This is a genomic window from Kitasatospora sp. NPDC056731 (genome assembly GCF_040687675.1).
Lineage (GTDB): Bacteria > Actinomycetota > Actinomycetes > Streptomycetales > Streptomycetaceae > Kitasatospora.
In genome coordinates this window covers 93,635-113,550 of record NZ_JBFBNR010000018.1, presented here as the reverse complement: position 1 = coordinate 113,550, position 19,916 = coordinate 93,635, and the positions used below count along the sequence as shown (strand labels likewise).

The 19,916-nt window shown below is 74.1% G+C and carries 11 protein-coding genes; 6 read left to right on the top strand and 5 right to left on the bottom strand.

Annotated elements, in window-relative coordinates; genetic code table 11:
• Window positions 1-142: 142 nt before the first annotated feature.
• Window positions 143-2,965 carry a hypothetical protein gene (locus AB0R04_RS20635; RefSeq protein ID WP_363373091.1) on the bottom strand — a complete coding sequence of 941 codons (2,823 nt, stop codon included), beginning with the start codon at window positions 2,963-2,965 and terminating at the stop codon, window positions 143-145.
• Window positions 2,962-6,327 (bottom strand): FtsX-like permease family protein, encoded by a 3,366-nt coding sequence (locus AB0R04_RS20630; protein ID WP_363373089.1) that lies wholly within the window; start codon window positions 6,325-6,327, stop codon window positions 2,962-2,964. The genes AB0R04_RS20635 and AB0R04_RS20630 overlap by 4 nt, the downstream gene beginning before the upstream one ends.
• 394 nt (window positions 6,328-6,721) lie before the next feature.
• Between AB0R04_RS20630 and AB0R04_RS20625 the strand changes: the two genes are divergently transcribed.
• Window positions 6,722-7,447, top strand: a complete 726-nt coding sequence (locus AB0R04_RS20625) for an ABC transporter ATP-binding protein (RefSeq protein ID WP_363373087.1) — start codon at window positions 6,722-6,724, stop codon at window positions 7,445-7,447.
• 105 nt (window positions 7,448-7,552) lie between these two features.
• Here the strand turns inward: AB0R04_RS20625 and AB0R04_RS20620 are convergent, their stop codons facing one another.
• From AB0R04_RS20620 to AB0R04_RS20610, 3 genes are all read right to left on the bottom strand, one after another.
• A complete protein-coding gene (locus AB0R04_RS20620; protein ID WP_363373084.1) occupies window positions 7,553-7,828 on the bottom strand; it encodes a hypothetical protein in 276 nt (91 codons plus the stop codon).
• Between the two features lie 57 nt (window positions 7,829-7,885).
• The gene (locus AB0R04_RS20615) at window positions 7,886-9,508 is read right to left on the bottom strand and encodes an FAD-binding protein (RefSeq protein ID WP_363373082.1); all 1,623 of its coding nucleotides are present in this window, start codon (window positions 9,506-9,508) and stop codon (window positions 7,886-7,888) included.
• A 498-nt stretch (window positions 9,509-10,006) separates the two neighbouring features.
• Window positions 10,007-11,626, bottom strand: a complete 1,620-nt coding sequence (locus AB0R04_RS20610) for an alpha/beta hydrolase (RefSeq protein WP_208869033.1) — start codon at window positions 11,624-11,626, stop codon at window positions 10,007-10,009.
• 402 nt (window positions 11,627-12,028) lie between these two features.
• On the opposite strand from AB0R04_RS20610, the gene AB0R04_RS20605 reads away from it, so the two are divergent.
• The 5 genes from AB0R04_RS20605 to AB0R04_RS20585 all read left to right on the top strand — a co-directional run bounded on the left by AB0R04_RS20605 (window position 12,029) and on the right by AB0R04_RS20585 (window position 19,777).
• Window positions 12,029-12,550 (top strand): MarR family transcriptional regulator, encoded by a 522-nt coding sequence (locus AB0R04_RS20605; protein WP_363373080.1) that lies wholly within the window; start codon window positions 12,029-12,031, stop codon window positions 12,548-12,550.
• 125 nt (window positions 12,551-12,675) lie between these two features.
• Entirely contained in the window at window positions 12,676-13,158 is a 483-nt protein-coding gene (locus tag AB0R04_RS20600) for a hypothetical protein (protein ID WP_363373078.1), read from the top strand.
• The gene (locus tag AB0R04_RS20595; protein WP_363373076.1) at window positions 13,155-14,021 is read left to right on the top strand and encodes an NmrA family NAD(P)-binding protein; all 867 of its coding nucleotides are present in this window, start codon (window positions 13,155-13,157) and stop codon (window positions 14,019-14,021) included. The genes AB0R04_RS20600 and AB0R04_RS20595 overlap by 4 nt, the downstream gene beginning before the upstream one ends.
• A 438-nt stretch (window positions 14,022-14,459) precedes the next feature.
• On the top strand, window positions 14,460-18,416 hold the full coding sequence (locus AB0R04_RS20590) for a Pls/PosA family non-ribosomal peptide synthetase (RefSeq protein ID WP_363373074.1): 3,957 nt from the start codon (window positions 14,460-14,462) through the stop codon (window positions 18,414-18,416).
• Window positions 18,413-19,777: a M1 family metallopeptidase gene (locus AB0R04_RS20585; RefSeq protein WP_363373072.1), complete on the top strand. Its 1,365-nt coding sequence runs from the start codon at window positions 18,413-18,415 to the stop codon at window positions 19,775-19,777. The genes AB0R04_RS20590 and AB0R04_RS20585 overlap by 4 nt, the downstream gene beginning before the upstream one ends.
• The last annotated feature ends 139 nt before the right edge of the window (window positions 19,778-19,916 follow it).

Below are 19,916 nucleotides of genomic sequence, written 5' to 3'. Positions count from 1 at the left end.
CCTGTCTCGACTGTCCTAGAGGTCCTGGCGGTCCTGAAGGTCCTGACGGTCCTGACGGTCCTGAATATCTCGACGACCTTGACGGTCCCCACTGTTCCGGCGGCCGGCGCCGGTGTCACGGCCCGTACCGCTCCTCCCGCCCTCACCGCTGGTCCCCCGCCCGCAGTTCGGTGGCGATCTGGCGCCGGCCGGAGACGGCCGTCTCCAGGACCACCCCGAGGCAGACCACCAGCGCCAGGCCCGCCGTGGGCAGCAGCACCGGCAGCAGGACGGGGGCCAGCGCGTCGCCGACGTTGGCGCCGACCAGCGCCGACAGGTCGAAGGCCGGGCCGAGCAGTCCGACCGCCGCCAGCGCGACCAGCCCGCCGCCGACGGCCGCCACCAGGGTCTGCGGCAGCGTCTCGGCGATGATCAGCGCCAGCCCCTGCCGGGGCCGCAGGCCCATGGTGCGCAGTCGGGCCAGCAGGGCCGTGCGCTCGGGGGCGGCCCGCACCAGGGTCAGCAGGACGGCGAGCAGGGCGAACCCGGCGCCGGCCGCACCCGAGTACCAGAACAGGCGTTCCGCGGAGCGCTGCAGCGGGTCGGCGGCGAGCGTGGCGGCCACCTCGTGGCTGCTGCGGACCGTGTACCCGGGGGGCAGCCCGTAGGCGCCCTTGCCGGCGGCCACGGCCTCGTCCCGGATCAGCTTGGCGAGGCCCGTGGCGGTGGTCAGGCCCTGGTCCAGCAGCAGGTTCCTGACCTGGCCGGCGTCGACGTCGCCGACGGAGAGCCACTTGTTGGTCCGCTTGAGCTCCGGAAGGCGCTCGGAGGCGGGCCCGACGGGCACGACCATGAACGGCTTGCCCGGGTCGGGCAGGGCGGGGGTGCCGGTGACGATCCCGGCGACGGTGGCGCGCAGTTCGCCCCCGTTCGGGGTGCGCAGCCGGGCCGGGCCGTCGGTCAGCTGCTTGGACAGGCCGCTGCTGAACAGCGCCGGCACCGGGCTGTCCGGGCCGCCCGGGGTCCCGGCGAGCGCCGCCGGGTCGAACTCGCCCACCCCGAAGGTCCGGGCGATCTCGGCGTAGGCCTTCGGCTCGGCCACCACGAGGATGGCCGCGGTGCGGTCGCCGCCAGTGCCGATGAAGGAGGCCCCGGGCTCGACCCAGACCCCGGTCGCGGCCCGCACGCCCGGCAGTTCGGCGGCGGCCGTGGTGAACGCCTCCGGCAGGGTGGCGTAGACCGGGAGGGAGACGGAGGCGTCGCCGCCGGTGGTGATCCGGGCGGCGCGCAGCCGGACGCTGTCCACGGTGTCGAGCACGGTGGCCCCGAAGCCGGTCGTGGTGACGGCGATCACCAGGGCGAGCAGCGGCAGCGCGGAGGGCCGGCGGCGGCCCGAGCTGTCGCGGGCGGCACGGGCCAGGCCGAGGAAGCCGATCAGGCCGCGGCCGCGCCCGGCGAGGGCGGCCAGCCAGCCGACCACCAGCGGCTGGATCCGGGCCAGCAGCAGGCCGCCGGTGAGGGCGAGCATCAGCGGGGCGGCCACCAGCAGCGGGTCCAGGCTGTTGCCGGGGGCGACGCCGCGGCGGCGGACCTCGGCCACGGCCGCGGCGGTGACGGCCAGGACGGCGAGTTCGCCGACGAGTCGGCGCCAGCCGGCCACGGCCTTCGGCGGGGACAGCAGTACGGCGGCGCGCGCCGGGAAGGCCAGCACGGCGATCAGGGCGACGGCCAGGGCTGTGAGCAGGGCGTTGCCCCACCGGGGGGTGGGCAGCAGCACCAGGGCGAGGGCCGTTCCGAGCAGGGCGGAGGGCAGCACGGTCGCCGCCCCCTCGCCGAGCAGGCGCAGCAGGATGCCGCCGCGCGAGCCGCCGCGGGCCTGGAGCAGCCGGAGCTCGGCGGTGCGCCGGTCGGCGGTGAGGGCCGCCGCGAGGCACAGCACCACGACGGCCACCCCGGCCACTCCGGCCGGTCCGATCGCGGCCAGCGGGGCCGCGGCGTCGTAGCGGGCGGTGGCCCGGGTGAAGATGTCGGGCAGGAGCGAGGTGACGTGCAGGTCCGGGCGCTTGGTCACGTCGGCGAGGGTGGTGGCGCCGCGCCCGACCAGGAAGGAGCCGACGGTGGCGCGGGTCTCGGCCAGCTGGTCGGCGCGCAGGGCGGCGGAGTCGACGGGCAGCCGCCAGAAGTTCACGCCGCCGTTGCCCCAGAGGATCAGCTGGTGCAGGCCGCTGTCGGTGACGAAACCGGTGGTCGCCCAGTGGAGCTCCGCGCCCTGGCCCTCCAGGCAGGCGCGGGCGGGACAGCCCACGTCGTCCCAGGTCGGGTCGGTGGGGTTGTTGACGCGGTAGAAGCCGACCACGGTGGACCGGGTCCGGCCGGTCAGGTCGCTGCCGTTGTCGACGACGTCACCGAGCTTGACGCCGATGGTCTCGGCGGCCTTCTGGCTGATGATCATCGGCAGGGGTGCGCCCTCGGCCGCAGGGCCCGGCCAGACGCCGTCGGTGAGGGTCACGAGCTCCTTGAGCCCGTGCAGGTACAGCAGGCCGAGCACCGGCGGATGGTCGGAGACACGGGCGTAGCCCTCGTTGAACATCTTGCGCGGGGACTTGGCCCGGCTGCCGTAGAGCTGGCTGGTCTCGGTGAGCGGCAAGTTCCGGCCGATCTCCGCGGTCAGCTTCTGCTGCACGTCGTCGAGGGCGGAGGCCGGGTCGCTCAGGTTCGGCTCGGAGGTGGCCTGCAGGCTGGTCGCGTTGACGCCCTTCTGGTGCACGAAGTCCCGCAGGGCGCTGTCCGCGCTCCGGTCGACGACGCGGGGGAAGGCCGCCGCCATGAACACGGTGACGAAGGCGAGCGCCGCCATGAGCAGGGTGGCCAGCGGCGTCGCGCGGAGCCGGGTGCGGACCCAGGGCGCGGGGCCGTGGGCGGGCGCGGGCTCGGGCTCGGGCTCGGGCGAAGGGGTGGGCACGGTGGTGCCGGCCTTGGTGGTCACATCTCCTCCACGTGGCGCAGCCGGGCGGCCACGTCTCGACGGCGGCGTCCGATCAGGAAGGCCGAGAGCAGGGGAACGACGGCGATCGCGGCCGTGAGCAGCAGGGCCTGGCCGAACGGCAGCTCGATCAGCGCCCCGGGCGTCGGGCGGCGGGCGGCCGGCGTCAGCACGACGAACGGCACGATCAGGTGGACGAGCAGCGTGCCGAGGCCCAGCCCGACGGCCCCGCCGAGGGCGACCAGGAGGGCCTGTTCGGCGGCCATGGTGCGGGTCACCTGCTTGCGGCGGGCGCCCAGGGCGAGCAGCAGGGCGGAGTCCCGGGAGCGTTCGCGGGCGGAGGCGGCCACGGCGGCGCCGAAGCCGATCGCGGCGAGCACCCCGGTGACGACCGCGATGACCATGAGCGCGCTCTGCGGGGCGGCGCCGACCGGGTCGCTGAGGAGGGCCTCGGCGGTCTCCTCGTAGAGCTGGACGTCCTGGGCGCCGGGGGCGGCGCGCAGGGCGGCGGCGGCCTCCGCGGGGGTCCGGTCGCCGGGGCCGGTGGCGGGCAGCCACCACTCGGCGCGGTTGGGCAGTTCGCCGCCCTGTGCGGCCAGCAGCCGGGCCGTGGTGGAGAGGTCGACCATGAGCGCGTTGGGGCCGGCCGCCGGCAGGGCATCGACCACGGCGGTGATCTTGACCGGCAGGACGATCCCGGAGAACGGCACCTGGATGGTGTCGCCGACGGAGCCGCCGACGACCTTCAGGTAGTCGCGGGTGGCGATCCCGGACACGGTGTCCGGCACGCTCGTCCCGGTCGGCTGGAGCACGGCGCGGACCATGTCGCCGAGGCCGTTGGCGAAGCGGTAGCGGATGGTGAACAAGCGGTCGGCGCCGGTCGGTTCGGATCCGAGGACGGCGGCCGGCCCGGGCACCACGTCGCCGACGGCCCGGACGGGGGGCGCCGTCGCCGTCCAGCCGAAGCCGGCCGGCACCTGGACGGCGGTCGCGGGGCCGTCGGCGCTGTCGGAGACGGACAGCCGGTGGACGGTCAGCTCGCCGTTGGACCGGTCGCCGAAGGCGACGATCACGCCGACCACGGTCAACGGCGCGGCGGCCGAGCCGAGCGGGGCGTCGACCAGCGTGGTCAGCGAGGCCGAGACCTTGGCGTCACCGGTCAGCGGGAGCGTGCCCAGCGAGACCTTGTGGATCATGCCGAAGCGGTCGCGCAGCAGCAACCTGGCCTCCGGGTGAAGCGACGGACGGGTACTGCCGCCGGGCGTCCCGGCCTGCTGCTCCGGCTGCTGGACGGTGACCTCCGCGTCGATCCGCAGCGGGTGGCCGGGCAGTTCCAGGCCGGCCGGCGGCCCGGTGGGGGCGGGCTGGGCGAGCGACCCGAACAGGTCCTCGCGGGTGCGCCCGCCGAGCAGGTCGGCGCGGACCGGGACGCGCTCGGCGAAGGCGGAGGTGTCCACGGCGAGCAGTTGGCCCTTGCCGTTGGGCAGGGACTGGTCCTCGCGCACCACCGGGACGATCCGGTCACCGCCGGGCAGCGCGCCGTAGCGGCCGCCCTGGCCCATCAGGGCGTTGTGCGAGGCGGAGATCCGCAGGCCGCCGAGCGTGTTGAAGGCGGCCTGGTCACGCTGGGAGGCGGTCCAGGTGGCGTGCTGGCCGAGCGCCAGCACGCCGGTGGCCACGGCCATCACGAGCAGCAGCACGGGGCCGGTGGCGCGGGCGGGCCGACGGGCCAGCTGCCAGCCCACCAGGGCCGGGCCGAGGCCGCGGCCGCGGGCGGCCACCCGGGCGCCGAGCCGGGCGGCGAGCGGCAGCAGGCGCAGCACCACCAGGGTGCCGGCGCAGAGCGCCAGGGTCGGGGTGGCGACCAGCAGCAGGTCCACGCCGAGCCGGCCGGAGGAGTCGGTGGACAGCCCACCGCCGTACTGGCTGAGCTGCTGGTAGGCGAGCACGGCCAGGGCGAGCACGACGAGGTCGCCGCCGTTGCGCGCGACGCCGGAGACCAGGGCCTGGCGGCGGCCGGAGCGACTGCGCAGGGCGGCTCCGGCCCCGCTCAGAAGGCTGGGCAGGCTGGCCAGCAGGACGCAGGCGAAGGCGCAGAGCACGGCGATCGGCCAGAGCGACCAGCTGATGCCGGTGTCCAGGGGCACCTGGTGGTCGCTCCCGAAGCCGGCCAGGGCGCGGACCAGGAACGGAGTCAGCAGGGGGGCCAGCAGCGCGGCGGGCAGGGCGAGCAGCAGCGACTCCGTCGCGGTGAAGAAGCCGAGCCGGGCGCCGGAGGCGCCGCGGGCGGCGAGCAGCTCGTTCTCGGCCGTCTGCCGGGTCGCGATCAGGTTGACGACCAGCAGCAGCGCCGCGACGGCGAGCACGGCCAGCTGGAGGGCGCCGATCAGCAGGGTGGTCCGGGCGACCATCATGCTGGAGGACAACTCGCGCAGGATGTCGGGCAGTTCGGTCCTTGAGCCGATGCTGGCGCGGGACTGCAGGTCATCGGCGAGGCCCTGGGCGCGGTCGCCCATGGCCTCCGCCGAGGACTGGCCGATGCCCGTGAAGTCGGCGTCGAGCAGCCAGCTGCGGCTGCTCTGCACCAATCCGGCGGTGGTGAAGGCGCTCTGGTCGACCAGCATCGGGCCGTAGGTGGTGAAGCCGCTGACCTCCACCTCGTGACCGCGGACCGGGTCGATGCGCCAGTACGCGTCGGCCGGGTCGACGGCCCGGTAGACGCCGGTGACGCGGACAGTCAGCGGCTTGCCGTCGAGGCGGTCCGCCAGCTGCACATCGGCGGGCAGGGCCTGGTCGGTGAGGCCGAGCCGGGCCAGCATGGTCTGCGGGACGGCGACCTGCGGGGCGGCGGTCCGGACCGGGCCGGAGGCCGCGGCGGGCCACGCGCCGGCGAGCAGGTGGGTCCGGTCGCGGTCGAGGTCGGCGAGGACCGTCAGGTCGGGCTGGGCCCCGACTCCGGGGACCGCGGACCCGGGGGCGCCGCTGGTGCTGGTGGCGCCGCTGGTCCCGGTAGTACCGCTGGTCCTGGTAGTGCCGGTAGTACCGGCGCCGTCCGGCAAGCCGTAGGAGCGGCTGCGCAGCAGGCTGTCGGTGCGCACGGGCAGGTCTCCGAAGAGCCTGCCGCGGTAGGCGGCGAGCTCCGCCTCGTCCTTCGCACGCTGGTCGAGCCCGTGTTCGGCGGTCACCACGACCGTGGTCCGGGCGTGGCCTGTCCCCTGGAGCGCCTGCCGCAGACCGGCCTCGCCGACACTGCGGTTGAACGCCACCAGCGCGGTCAGCACGGCCGTGGTGATCAGCACTGCGAGCAGCACGGCGGCAGCCAGCGGCAGTCGCCCACGCAGTCGGCGCACGACGAAGCCGAGCATCAAGTTCCTCCCCGGTCTTTACGTCCCCAGGTTGCGTCCCAGCCCGGTCCATCGATCCGATTTGGTCACAACTCGGCTACGAACAGACACACTTAGGGCACATCGACGCAATGATCACCGGCATTTGATCACCGGATAGCGGACGACTCTGTCAGATTCGATCCAGGAACGGAAGGGACTTGCGCTAACAAGTAAGTAATGAGCAAATTCCTTGCATTGGCGACTCCCCCACTTCGGGCGCCCGCCAGAATGCCATGAACATTTCACAACTAAGGCTCCACAGCACGCCTTTGGGAACGCCGACCCGCACCCCGGAAATCGCCGCCCGAAACCGTGAACCCGTGGCGCCGCCCGTCCGTAGACACTGGGTAGACACACACAGGGGGAAGCCTCAATGACGCAGCCTCAGGCCACCGCCACCACCAACACCCCGATGGTGGCCGTGACCGACCTCCGGCGCAGCTTCGGCACCGGCGAGCGGACCGTGCACGCGCTGCGCGGCGTCTCCTTCACCGTCGGCCGCGGCGAACTCGCCGCGCTCAAGGGCCGGTCCGGCTCCGGCAAGACCACCCTGCTCAACCTCGTCGGCGGCCTGGACGCCCCGACCGCCGGCAGCATCGCCCTGGACGGCACCGACCTCGCCGCGCTGAACGAGGACGGCCGGCTCGCCCTGCGGCGGGAGCGAATCGGCTTCGTCTTCCAGTCCTTCGGGCTGATCCCGATGCTCACCGCCGCCGAGAACGTCGGCGTGCCGATGCGGCTGCGCAAGGTCTCGGCCGCCGAACGCGAGGAGCGCGCGCACACCCTGTTGGCCCTGGTCGGCCTCGCCGACCAGGCCAACCAGCGACCCGGCGAGCTCTCCGGCGGCCAGCAGCAGCGCGTCGCCATCGCCCGCGCGCTGGCCAACGAGCCCGGCCTGATCATCGCCGACGAGCCGACCGGCCAGCTGGACTCGGAGACCGGCCGCTCGATCATGCAGCTGCTGCGCGCCGTCGTCCGCAGCGAGGGCGTCACCGTGGTGGTCGCCACCCACGACCCGACGCTGATGGAGCTCGCCGACCGGGTGATCGAGCTGCGTGACGGGCGGATCGTCGAAGAGGCGGCGAAGCCGGCCGCGTAGGGGTGGCCCGTCCGGTCCGTCCGTCCGGGCGGGCCGGACGGTCGAGCGGGCCGACGCACCCCGGGCGCGGCCGGTGGTGGAACCGGACGCGCTCCGCGAGCCCGTTCAGGGCGCCTTGAGCACCGTCTCGCAGGCTCGGCACCGCCGGGTGCGCTGGGACGGCGGGTACCAGGGCTCGCCGGGCCCGGCCGGGCGGTAGGGCTCCCGTTCGAGGTCCGCCGTGTCGAGGCCGCAGTAGGTCACCGGCCCCGGATCCTCCGGCACGTCCGGATCCGGCGGCGCCGCGTGCACCCAGCGAATCCGCGCGCCCACGTCGACCTCGCCCGCGTCCAGCACCTCCGTGGACGACTCCAGCTCGACCAGCACGACCACTCCGCTCATACCTCGACCCTGCGCCCCTGCGGCGGCTCGCGCATCCGGTGGCGGGCCCCCTCCCGGTCAGGCCCCGGGGAGGGTGATCGACTGAGCGTGGTGGAACACCCCCGCGCCGTCCCAGTACGCCTTGGTGCGCTGCAACCGCGGGTAGTTCCCCTTGTAGTAGAGCCGCTGGTAGGCCGGGTCCGGCTGGTCGGCCGTGCCCAGGTCGACGTCCGGGTAGTTGACGTAGGCGCCGTCCGTCGCGGTGTCGATCTCCGGGACACCACCGGTCTCCCGGTAGACGTCCCGGTAGAGCCCGCCGAGGTACGCCAGGTGGTCGGCGTCCTGGGCCTCGTCGGTCCAGTACGTCTGGTACTGGAGCTTCATGATCGAGTCGCGCTGGGGGACGGCGGTCTCCTCGGGCCCGCGGGTGTTGATCCGGCAGCCGTAGGAGTCGATCTGCACCAGCGTCTTCGTGAGATCCACGCCCTCGACGTCCCGCACCAGCCAGTCCCAGAAGGTGGCGATCTGGGCCCGGCTGAACGGCTCGCGGTGGTAGGCCGACTTGTACTTGCCGCGCTGGTTGTCGCCCGACGGGTTGAGCGTCATGGTGGCCTGGAACCAGGGCAGTTGGCGACGCTTCTCCGGGTAGGGCAGGAACAGCCCGCCGGCGCTGTGGGTCTGGACCACCGAACGCGTCGCCATCCCGCGCTCGACGGCCGCCAGGAACGCGTCGAGCGGCGCCGGGTCGTCACCGTCCCACTGGCTCACCAGGACGACGTTCCCGTTGGAGCGGTGGGTGAGCTTGAGGATCGCGAACAGGCCCTGGTAGGTCGGCTCCTGCGGGCCGCTGTGCTCGGCCATGAAGGCGCCGAAGTTGCGCACCAGGGTCTCGAAGTCGCCGGGCCGCTTCACCAGTTCGCCCCAGGGCCAGGCGACGCTGCTGAGCCAGACCCGGGGCGGCGGCTTCGGCACGCCGACCGCGAAGTGGTAGCGCAGCACCACCCCGAAGTTCCCGCCGCCGCCCCCGGTGTGGGCCCAGAAGAGGTCCGCCTCCGGGGAGCCCTCGCCGTCGTCGCGGTGCGCCCTGGTCACCACGGCGGTTCCGCCCCGCACGGTGACCACGTCGACCTGGACCAGGTGGTCCACGGTGAGCCCGTGCCGCCGCGAGAGCAGGCCGAACCCGCCGCCGCAGATGTGCCCGCCCGCGCCGACCGAGTAGCAGGACCCGGCCGGCAGCGTCACCGCGTACGCGCGGAAGAGCGTGGTGTAGACGTCCCAGTTGGTGGCCCCGCCCTCCACGCAGTACGTCGGGTGGCCGAACTTGTCCGTGGCGGCGGCGACACCCCGCATCATGCCGAGGTCGAGGATGACGCCCCCGTCGTTGTCGACGAAGCCCTCGTAACAGTGCCCGCCGCCGCGGACGGTCGGCCGCAGCCCGTGGTCCAGCGCCCGGTTCAACTCGCCCACGGCGTCCGCCTCGTCGACCACCAGGCGGATGTAGGCGGGGTTGCTGCGCCAGCGCTGGTTGAAGCCCTGGCCGAGCGTCCGGTAGCGGGGATCGCCCGGCCGGACCGACCGCCCCTCCGGCGGCTCCCGGTGCGCACCGGCCGCGGCCACCGTACCCGTCGAGCCGGCGGACACCCCGGCCGCCGCCGCACCGGCGGTGCCCAGGAATCCCCGTCGGGAGAATGCGCCCTCCATGGCCCGACCTCACTTTCTCGGCGATGAGAGAAGCTGGCGGCGGCACGCTAACACAGGTATTCGAGGGTGGGAATCCTTTAACGAACTAGTGTGACAGTACGTCCTTTTCGGCGAATCAGCGCAGGTCCCGGACCGGTGCGGGCCCGGCGGCCGATTGTCAGTGGTATCGGCTACGGTCCCCGACATCCGAGAAGAATCCGAGAAGAACTCGTTTCCGAGGAGGGCCGGATGGCGATCCACCGTCGCATTCACGCCGCATTTCCCGTTCGCACCGTCATCCGCGCTCACGCCGTCGTCCGCGTTCGCACGGCCATCCGTGTTCACGCCGTCCTCCGGGGGCTCGGCCGGAAAACACGGATGTGGTGGCCGGCGCCGCCGACCACCACATCTGTTCATGCGCACCTCAGGCCCCCGGGGGCCGCCCGGCCAGTCCTGCCGGGCGGGCCCGGCGGGACGTGCAGGCCTTGCGGGCCGGCACCGGCCGGCTGCTCAGCCCCGTCAGGCCGCCGGGAAGATCGCCGCGTCCGGCTTCAGCAGCTGGCCCGGCTTCGGCGCGGTGCCGTCCACCAGGTAGCGGGTGACCAGCGCGTTCAGCGCCTGGCTGCGGCCGACGGCGCAGTGCTCGATCGAGTCCACGCTGACCAGCACGGCGTTGCCCAGCTGCTGCTGCATCCGCTGGGCGAACTTGTACTGGGTGGCCGGGTCGTAGAGGTTGCCGATCACCATGACGGTGTTCGAGGTCTTCTTGTTCCACGGGCCGCTGAAGCGCTCGGCGTCCCGGGCCGGGGCCGGCCAGCTCGCGCAGGCGGGCGCGTCGAAGGCCTGGTAGCGGCCGAAGGTCGGCGACTCCTTCTCCCAGGCCTTGGCGACGTTCGGGAAGACCCGGTCGTTCGACGGGTACGGCTTGTCCTGGCAGTTGACGCCCATGTAGGAGTCGTCGGCGGTGTACTCGGAGTCGACCGGGGCCTCGCGCAGCGCCCGCGGGGCGTTCACCGCGAGGATGTTGGCGTCGTCGTCCGAGACGGTCGCCTTCGGCGCCATCAGGGTGTTCGCGGCCGGCTTCTGGACCAGCTGGTACGTCGCCTGCAGCGACTTGGCCAGCGGCGCCAGCTTGGCCTGCGAGTACAGCGCGCTGGCCACCTCGCTGGTGAAGGTGCTCAGCGTCACCTGGGAGCCGTTCGGCAGGGTGACCGGGCTGGTCCGCAGGTGGTCGCGGAGCTGGTCGAACTTGGCCCGGGTGTCGCCCTCGCCGAAGGCGCAGCGCGGGGCGCCGGCGGCCTGGCAGCGCTTCAGGAACTCGTCCAGGGCCAGCTCGAAGCCGCCCGCCCGCTGACGGTCGTACTCCAGGCCGTCATGCAGGCGCAGGTTCGGGTCGACGTTGCCGTCGACGATGATCGTGCGCACCTTGTTCGGGTACATCCCGGCGTAGGTCGCGCCGATCAGGGTGCCGTAGGAGAACCCGGCGAAGTTGAGCTGGGAGTCGCCGACGGCGCGGCGCATCCGGTCGAGGTCGCGGACCACGTTGATGGTCGACATGTGCTCGATCAGCGGGCCGGCGTTCTTGCTGCACGCGTCGGTGTAGTCCTGGTCCGCGTCCAGCGTCTCGTTGATCTCGGCCTTGGTGACCGGCACGCCGACCATGCGGCCGTTGACCGCGTCGGCGTCCTCCTGCGTCTTGAAGCACTTGAGCGGGTTGCTCCGGGCCACGCCGCGGGGGTCGAAGCCGACCAGGTCGAAGCGCGACTGCACCTCGGTGCCGAATCGGGTGGTGGTCGCCCACAGGTAGCCGCTACCACCCGGGCCGCCCGGGTTGAGGAACAGCGAGCCGATCCGCTTGGACGGGTCGCTCGCCCGCCGGCGCATCATGGCGATGCCGATCTTCTCACCCGACGGGTTGTCATAGTCCAGCGGCACCGGGTACACGGCACAGTCGTAGATGCCTGGGTCCGGCTTGCTCGGGTCGGGGTTACACGGGGTCCAGTTGACAGCGGCGACCTTCGCCTCGGCCGCCGCACCCGGCGCCAGGTCTATCGGCGCCGCCGACGCCGCGACAGCACTACCGGTGACGAGGGCGAGGGCGCAGGTGACCGCTCCGGCCAGCGTGGATATACGGGACAAGGAACCTCCTCAGTACTGAAAGGGCGGCCCCAGCCTGTCAGTCTGAGATCTCCATGTGAAGACCTGGAAGCAGCGTAAATGTTTCGATGGCTTCCATTTTGCGACCGGATTATTCTGTGAATGAACCAACTTGACGGTTGATTGACCTGATGGTTCGTCACCATGGAACCCAGACACCCAGACACCCAGACACCCGGACACCCGGACACCCAGCGCCGCTCGACGGCCGGAGCGCCGCCCGACGGCCGGAGCGCCGCCCGACGGCTGGCAGAGCACCCGCCCGCACACCCGCCCGCCACCGACGCCGGCCGCCCCGCGCAGCGCGGCCGCCTTCGGACGCCGGACATCGAACGCCGGACGGTCGACTTGACCGGGAAACTGATGAGGCGCCATATTACTTTCATGACGCAACGCCCCGACGCCGGCAGCGGCGCCCCCACCCTCGATCAGGCACGCCGCCAGATCGCCCGCTACGGCCTCACGGCCGACCCGCAGGCGATCCTGGTCGCGGCCAGGCTGATGGCGGCGGGTGCCCGGATCGGCCAGGCCGGGGAGGTGCACTTCGCCCGGTTCGGGCTCTCCACCGGCCGCTACCGACTGCTGGCCGACCTGGAGGACCACGGCGGCGAGAAGTCGCCCTCCCAGCTCGCGGCCGGCCTCGGCGTCTCGCGGGCGACCGTGACCGGCCTGGTGGACGGCCTGGAGCGGGAGGGCCTGGTGGTCCGCCGCCCGTCCGCCGAGGACGGCCGCGCCAACGTGGTGGTCCTCACCGCACGCGGCGCACAGCGGCTGCGCGATCTGGCGCCCGAGCACTTCGCCCGGATGCAGGCGCTGGTCGGCGGGCTCTCGGTCGAGGAGCGCGCCACCTTCCTCGACCTCCTGGCCAGGGTGGTCGAGGGCGCCGACGCGCTGACCGCGGACTGACCCGGCCGAGAACGGCGGGCCGCGCAAGGCGGCCCGCCGACTTCACGACCCAATAGTTAGGCACCTAAGCACAAATAGTTAGCCACCTAATCACTTTCACCCCAGCACCTCCGCAGGAGAGGCCCATGAGCAAGAAAGCACCCGGCGCACCGCCCCCCTTCACCCTGTGGCGGGAGGTCCTCGTCGCCTACGCGATGCCCGCCGTGATGGCCGGCATCGGCGGGGCCGTCACGCACCAGCCGCAGCTGATGATCGCCGCGGCCACCACGATCGGCGGCACCTCGGCCGTCGTCGCCACCCTGGTCGGCTCCGCCCTGCGACGCCGGTCCAACCGCTCCCCGGACGGCCGGGCACCGCGCGCCCTGCTGGCCCCCGCACTCGGCCTGGCCGCCGCGGCCGTCGCACTCGCCGTCGGCCTCGCGGCCGCGCACTGGCTGCCGCAGATCCACGGGCTCGCCACCAGCCCCTGGCCCGGCCGCCTTCCGATCGACCTGCCGGTCTCGTCGGCGATCGCGGCCACCGTGATCACCTGGCGCTGGCGCGGCAGCCGCCGGCCCCGATCCCCGCAGCACCGACTCTCCACCCGACCGGAAGGACAGACCTCATGATCGTCGTCATGGGCGCCGGAGGCGCCACCGGCAGTGCCACCCTGCGCAGCCTCGCCGCCCTCGGTGCACCGAGCCGCTCACTCAGCCGCGACCCCGCCCGCCTCGCGGCCGGCCTCGACGACCGGACCCTCGCACTGACCGAGACGCTCCCGGCCGACGCCGCCGACCCGGACTCGCTGCGCGCGGCCTTCCGCGGCGCGCACCAGCTCTTCCTCACCATGGCCAACGGCCCGCACCAGGTCCAGCACGAGCTGGCCGCGATCGACGCGGCGGTCGAGAGCGGCGTGGAGCACATCGTCAAGATCTCCGCACCCGCAGCCGAACCGGACTCCCCCGTGGCCGTCTCGCGCGGCCACCATCTGATCGAGGAGCACCTGCGCGCGTCCGGCGTCACCGCGACGGTGCTGCGGCCGTACGCGTTCATGCAGAAGCTGCTGCTGCTGGCACCCGGCATCGCCGCCGCCGGGGTGGTGCACGGCGCCCTGGGCCAGGCCCGCTGCAACTACGTCGACGCCCGGGACATCGGCGACGCCGCGGCCGGGGTGCTCACCCGCCCGGAGCTCACCGGCGGAACGTATCCGCTCACCGGCGGCCGGGCGTACAGCTACCCGGAGCTCACCGGGCTGCTCGGCGAGTTGCTCGGCCGCCCGGTCCGCTACCTCGACCTGCCCCCGGCCGAGCTGCACGCCCACCTGGTCGAGCGGGCCGGGATGCCGCCCTGGCTGGCCTCCCACGTGGTGGAGATCCAGCAGCTCGCGGTGGTCCGCCAGGAGGCGCCCGACGACACCCTCACCCACCTCACCGGGCACGCCCCGCGCACCCTGGAGGCGTTCCTCCGGGAGCACCTGCACTGCTTCCGCTGACCGTTCGGGCGCCACTCGGGCACCACCCGGGCACCTCTCTGGCGCCACTCGAACACCACTCCGACACCATGGCGGGCCCGGCGGCCGGGCCGGAACCGGGCCGGGAAGCCGGGCCCGCCACCCGAAGGGAGCAGCATTCGCTGTGGCGTGGATCACGATCGAGAATTCGGCCTGACGATCCGTCAATTCGACTGACATCCAGTCACATGACTTCCACGCCTATCCAGTTGTTGACTGACGCAACGTCAGCTCAGGCCATTTCCGGCCTAGTTGGGCCAGGTGTCGGGCCGTACGGCGCCTCGCACCCGGGGCTACCATCAGTCGGGTTGTCCGCTCCGGCCCCGGAGTGGGGTCACCCGGTCAGGCAAGTGCTCCCACCGCCCCGAAGGGCCGGGCATCGGTCGGAACGGGGCGAGGACGAGGAGCGTACGGGCTGCCATGACAGCTGAACCGAGCACGGAGCAGTCCGCCACGCCACCCCGAGCCACACCTCCCCGAGCCACGCCGCCCCACGCCACGCCGCCGCAGGCCCCACCGCCGCACGCCCTCTTCCCGGGCCGTCCGGCCGCCGCACCGCGCACCCTGGTCGACGTCCTGGACGCCGCCGTCCGCGCCCACCCCGACGAACCGGCCCTGGACGACGGGCGCACCGTGCTCGGCTACCGCGCCCTGGCCGCCGAGGTCGAGCAGCTGCGCCGCCGGCTGGCCGCCGCCGGGATCGGCCCCGGCGACCGGGTGGGCGTGCGGGTGCCCTCGGGCACCAACGACCTGTACGTCTCGATCCTCGCGGTGCTCGCCGCCGGCGCCGCCTACGTGCCGGTCGACGCCGAGGACCCGGACGAGCGTGCCCAGCTGGTCTTCGGGGAGGCCGGCGTCGCTGCGGTGCTCGGCGCCGACCGCGCGCTGACCGTCCACCGCGAACGCCCGGTGCCCCACCCCGGCGAGGCGGCCGCGGACCACCGCCCCCGCCCCACCCCGGCCGACGACGCCTGGATCATCTTCACCTCCGGTTCCACCGGCCGCCCCAAGGGCGTGGCCGTCACCCACCGCAACGCCGCCGCCTTCGTCGACGCCGAGGCGACGCTCTTCCTCCAGGACGAGCCGATCGGCCCCGGCGACCGGGTGATGGCCGGCCTGTCGGTGGCCTTCGACGCCTCCTGCGAGGAGATGTGGCTGGCCTGGCGCCACGGCGCCTGCCTGGTGCCCGTCCCCCGCTCCCAGGTGCGCAGCGGCGCCGACCTCGGCCCCTGGCTGGCGGAGCAGGAGATCACCGTGGTCTCCACCGTCCCGACGCTGGCCGCGCTCTGGCCGGCCGAGGCGCTCAACGAGGTGCGGCTGCTGATCTTCGGCGGCGAGGCCTGCCCGCCGGAGCTGGTGCAGCGGCTGGTCACCGAGGGCCGCGAGGTCTGGAACACCTACGGCCCCACCGAGGCCACCGTGGTCGCCTGCGCCGCGCTGCTGACCGGCGACGGCCCGGTCCGGATCGGCCTGCCGCTGGACGGCTGGGACCTCGCCGTGGTCGACGAGGCCGGCGAGCCGGTCGCGGCCGGCGGCACCGGCCAGCTGGTGATCGGCGGGGTCGGCCTGGCCCGCTACCTCGACCCGGAGAAGGACGCCGAGAAGTACGCGCCGCTGGCCTCGCTCGGCTGGGAGCGCGCGTACCGCAGCGGCGACCTGGTCCAGGCCGACCCGGCCGGCCTGCTGTTCCTCGGCCGCACCGACGAGCAGATCAAGCTCGGCGGCCGCCGGATCGAACTCGGCGAGGTCGACGCGGCGCTCCAGGCCCTGCCCGGCGTGGCGGGCGCGGCCGCCGCCGTCCGCACCGCGCGCGGCGGCAACCAGCTGCTGGTCGGCTACCTGGTCGTCCAGGACGGCTTCGACCGCGAGCAGTCCGTCGAGCGGCTGCGCGCCGAGTTGCCAGCCGCCCTGGTGCCGCTGCTCGCGCCGGTCGACACCCTGCCCACCCGCACCTCCGGCAAGGTCGACCGGGCCGCGCTGCCCTGGCCGCTGCCCGAGCTGGAGAACGCCGGGCCGAGCGAGCAGCTGTACGGCACCGAGGCCTGGCTGGCCGAGCAGTGGGCCGAGATCCTCGGTGTGACGGTGAGCGGCCCGCGCGACGACTTCTTCGGCATCGGCGGCGGCAGCCTGGCCGCCGCCCGGCTCACCACGCTGCTGCGCACCCGCTACCCGAACGCCGCCGTGCTGGACGTCTACCAGCACCCGACGCTGCGCAAGCTCGCCCGGCACCTGGAGCGCACCGCCGCCCAGGGCGGCCAGGCCCGCACCGTCGCGCTGGTGCCGACCAGGGCCAAGCTGCTCCAGCTGCTCCTGCTGATCCCGCTGTTCACCGTGGTCGGCCTGCGCTGGACGGTCGCCCTGCTGGCCGCCGGCAACCTGCTCTCCCACCTCGGCGACTACCCGTGGGCGCCCACCGCCTCCTGGTGGGCGGTCGGCGCGGGCGCCCTGGCGCTGTACACCCCGGCGGGCCGGCTGGCGATCGCGGCCGGCGGCGCCCGGCTGCTGCTGCGCGGCCTGCGACCGGGCAGCCATCCGCGCGGCGGCGCCATCCACCTGCGGCTCTGGACCGCCGAGCGGCTCGCCGAGCTCAGCGGCGCCACCGCACTGTCCGGTGCCTGGCTGGTCCGCTACGCCCGGGCGCTGGGTGCCAAGGTCGGGCCCGAGGTGGACCTGCACTCGCTTCCGCCGGTCACCGGGATGCTGAAGCTGGGCCGGGGCTGCGCCGTCGAGGCCGAGGTGGACCTGTGCGGCTACTGGCTGGACGGCGACCGGCTGGAGGTCGGCCAGGTCAAGGTCGGCTCCGGCGCCGTGGTCGGCACCCGCTCGACCCTGCTGCCCGGCGCCCGGGTCGGCAAGCGCGCCCAGGTGCTGCCCGGCTCCAGCGTCACCGGGCAGGTGCCGACCGGCCAGCGCTGGGGCGGCGCGCCCGCCGTCAAGCTGGGCCGCGTCGAGCGGGCGTGGCCCAAGGAGCGCCCGCCGCACCGGGCCTTCTGGGCCGCGCTCTACGGCGCCAGCGGCACGGCGCTCGGCCTGCTCCCGGTGGCGCCCGCGCTGGCCGCGCTCGCGGTCCTCGCCGGTTTCGTCCACCAGGGCGACGACCTCGGCGCGGCGCTCGGCGGCGCGCTGCTCGGCCTGCTGCCCGCCACCCTGGCGTACGGCGCGGTGTACGCGGCACAGCTGGTGGCCGCCGTCCGGTTGCTGAGCCGCGGTCTGGTCCCCGGGGTGCACCCGCTGCACGGCCGGGTCGGCTGGCAGGCGTGGACCGTCACCCAGCTGATGGACCGGGCCCGGGAGGTGCTGTTCCCGCTGTACGCGGGGCTGGTCACGCCGCTGTGGCTGCGGGCGCTCGGGATGAGGGTCGGCCGGGGCGCGGAGGTGTCCACGGTGCTGGCGCTGCCCAGCCTGACCACCGTCGGCGACGGCGCGTTCCTGGCCGACGACACCCTGATCGCGCCGTACGAGCTGGGCGGCGGCTGGGTGCGGCTCGGCGAGGCGAAGGTCGGCGAGCGGGCGTTCCTCGGGAACTCGGGAATGACCGCGCCGGGGCGGGCGGTGCCCAAGCGGGGCCTGGTGGGCGTGCTGTCGGCAACGCCGGAGAAGGCCAAGAAGGGCGGCTCGTACCTGGGCATGCCGCCGATGCGGCTGCCGCGCGCGGCGGACGAGGCCGACCAGAGCCTGACCTACGAGCCGCCGGTCCGGCTGCTCTGGGCGCGCGGACTGGTCGAGCTGGCCCGGCTGCTGCCGGTGCTCGCCTCGGGGGCGCTCGGCATGCTGACCGTCGCGGTGCTGTCCCGGCTGTCCGTCTCCTGGCCGGCGGGCGTGGCCGCGCTGCTCTCGGGCCTGGTGCTGCTGGGCGCCGGCGCGGTGGCCTGCCTGGTCGCGGTGGCGGCGAAGTGGCTGCTGGTCGGCCGGTTCCGGGCGGTGGAGCACCCGCTGTGGAGCAGCTTCGTGTGGCGCAACGAGCTCGCGGACACCTTCGTCGAGGTGCTGGCGGTGCCGTGGCTGGTCGGCGCGGTGCCGGGCACGCCGGTGCTGAACCTCTGGCTGCGGGCGCTCGGCGCGCGGGTCGGCCGCGGCGTCTGGTGCGAGAGCTACTGGCTGCCGGAGGCGGACCTGGTCACCCTCGGGGACGGCGTCACCGTCAACCGGGGCTGCGTGGTGCAGACGCACCTCTTCCACGACCGGATCATGCGGATGGATACTGTGGTCCTCCGCGAGGGCGCCACCCTGGGCCCGGGCGGCATCGTGCTGCCCGGCAGCACGGTGGGCGCGCGCAGCACGCTGGGCCCGGCCTCGCTGGTGATGCGCGCCGAGTCCGTCCCCGCCGACACGCGGTGGCTGGGCAACCCCATCGAGGCGTGGCAGCCCACGCCATGACCACCCGTCCCGGCCCGCAGGAAGTGCCCGCCCCCGTGAAGCCCAAGCACGTCCCGGCGGCCGCCGGCGCCCCCGACCCGTACTTCCCGGCCAGCGGCGACCACCGCTACCGGGTCCACCGCTACGAGCTCGCGCTGGACTACCGGCCCGGGCCGAACCGGCTGGCGGCCTCGGCCCGGCTGAGCGCCGTGGCGGACGCGGCGCTGGCCGAGTTCGCGCTGGACCTGGCCGAGTTCCGGATCGGGCGGGTGCTGGTCGACGGCAAGGCCGCCCGCTACACCCACCGCGCCGGCAAGCTGCGGATCCGCCCGGCCAGGGCGCTGGCGGCGGGGGCGGCGTTCACCGTCGAGGTGCACTACACCGGCAACCCCCGCCCGGTGCGCAGCCCGTGGGGCGGCCTGGGCTGGGAGGAGCTGACCGACGGCTCGCTGGTCGCCAGCCAGCCGATCGGCGCGCCGTCCTGGTTCCCGTGCAACGACCGGCCCGCCGACAAGGCGACGTACCAGATCGCGATCACCACGCCGTCCCCGTTCACCGTGCTGGCGAGCGGCCGGCTGCTGACCCGCACCACCCGGGCGTCCAGCACCACCTGGGTGTACGAGCAGAGCGCGCCGACCTCGCCGTACCTGGTGACGGTGTCGATCGGCCACTACCGGCCGGTGCCGCTGGCGGCCCGCCCGGCCGTGCCGCAGACCGGCTACGTGCCGGAGCGGCTGGTCCCCGCGTTCACCCGGGACTTCGGCCGGCAGCCGGAGATGATGGCGTACTTCGGCGAGGTGTTCGGGCCGTACCCGTTCGGCGAGTACGCGGTGGTCGTCGCGGACGAGGAACTGGACGTTCCGGTGGAGGCGCAGGGCGTCGCCACCTTCGGGACGAACCACCTCGGCGGCGGCTGGCAGCGCGAGCGGCTGATCGCCCACGAGCTGGCGCACCAGTGGTTCGGCAACAGCGTGACGATCGCCGACTGGCGGCACATCTGGCTGAACGAGGGCTTCGCCAAGTACGCCGAGTGGCTGTGGTCCGAGCACGCCGGCGGCCCGGCCGCGGCCACCCACGCCGCCGCCGCGCACGGCCTGCTGGCCGGGCTCCCGCAGGACCTCAGGCTCGCCGACCCGGGCCGCAGGCTGATGTTCGACGACCGGCTGTACCAGCGCGGCGGCCTCGCCGTGCACGCGCTGCGGCGGGCGCTGGGCGAGGACGCCTTCTTCGCGATGCTGCGGGACTGGACGAGCGTCCACCGGCACGGCGTCGTCGGCACCGCCGACCTGCTCGCGCACGCCTCCCGGTACACGACCGCCACGCTGGCGCCGGTCTTCGAGGCCTGGCTGCAGCGGCCCGAACTCCCGCCGCTGCCGGGCTGACCGGACCGGCGGCGACATCGCGGGGCGTTGACGGGGCATTCGCGGCGCGATCGCGGGGCGTTTGCGGAGATAACGGGTGGATCCTTCGGAGCGGCCTGGCTAGGTTGGGTTCGTCTGTCGCCCGTCCGTGTTGACCGGC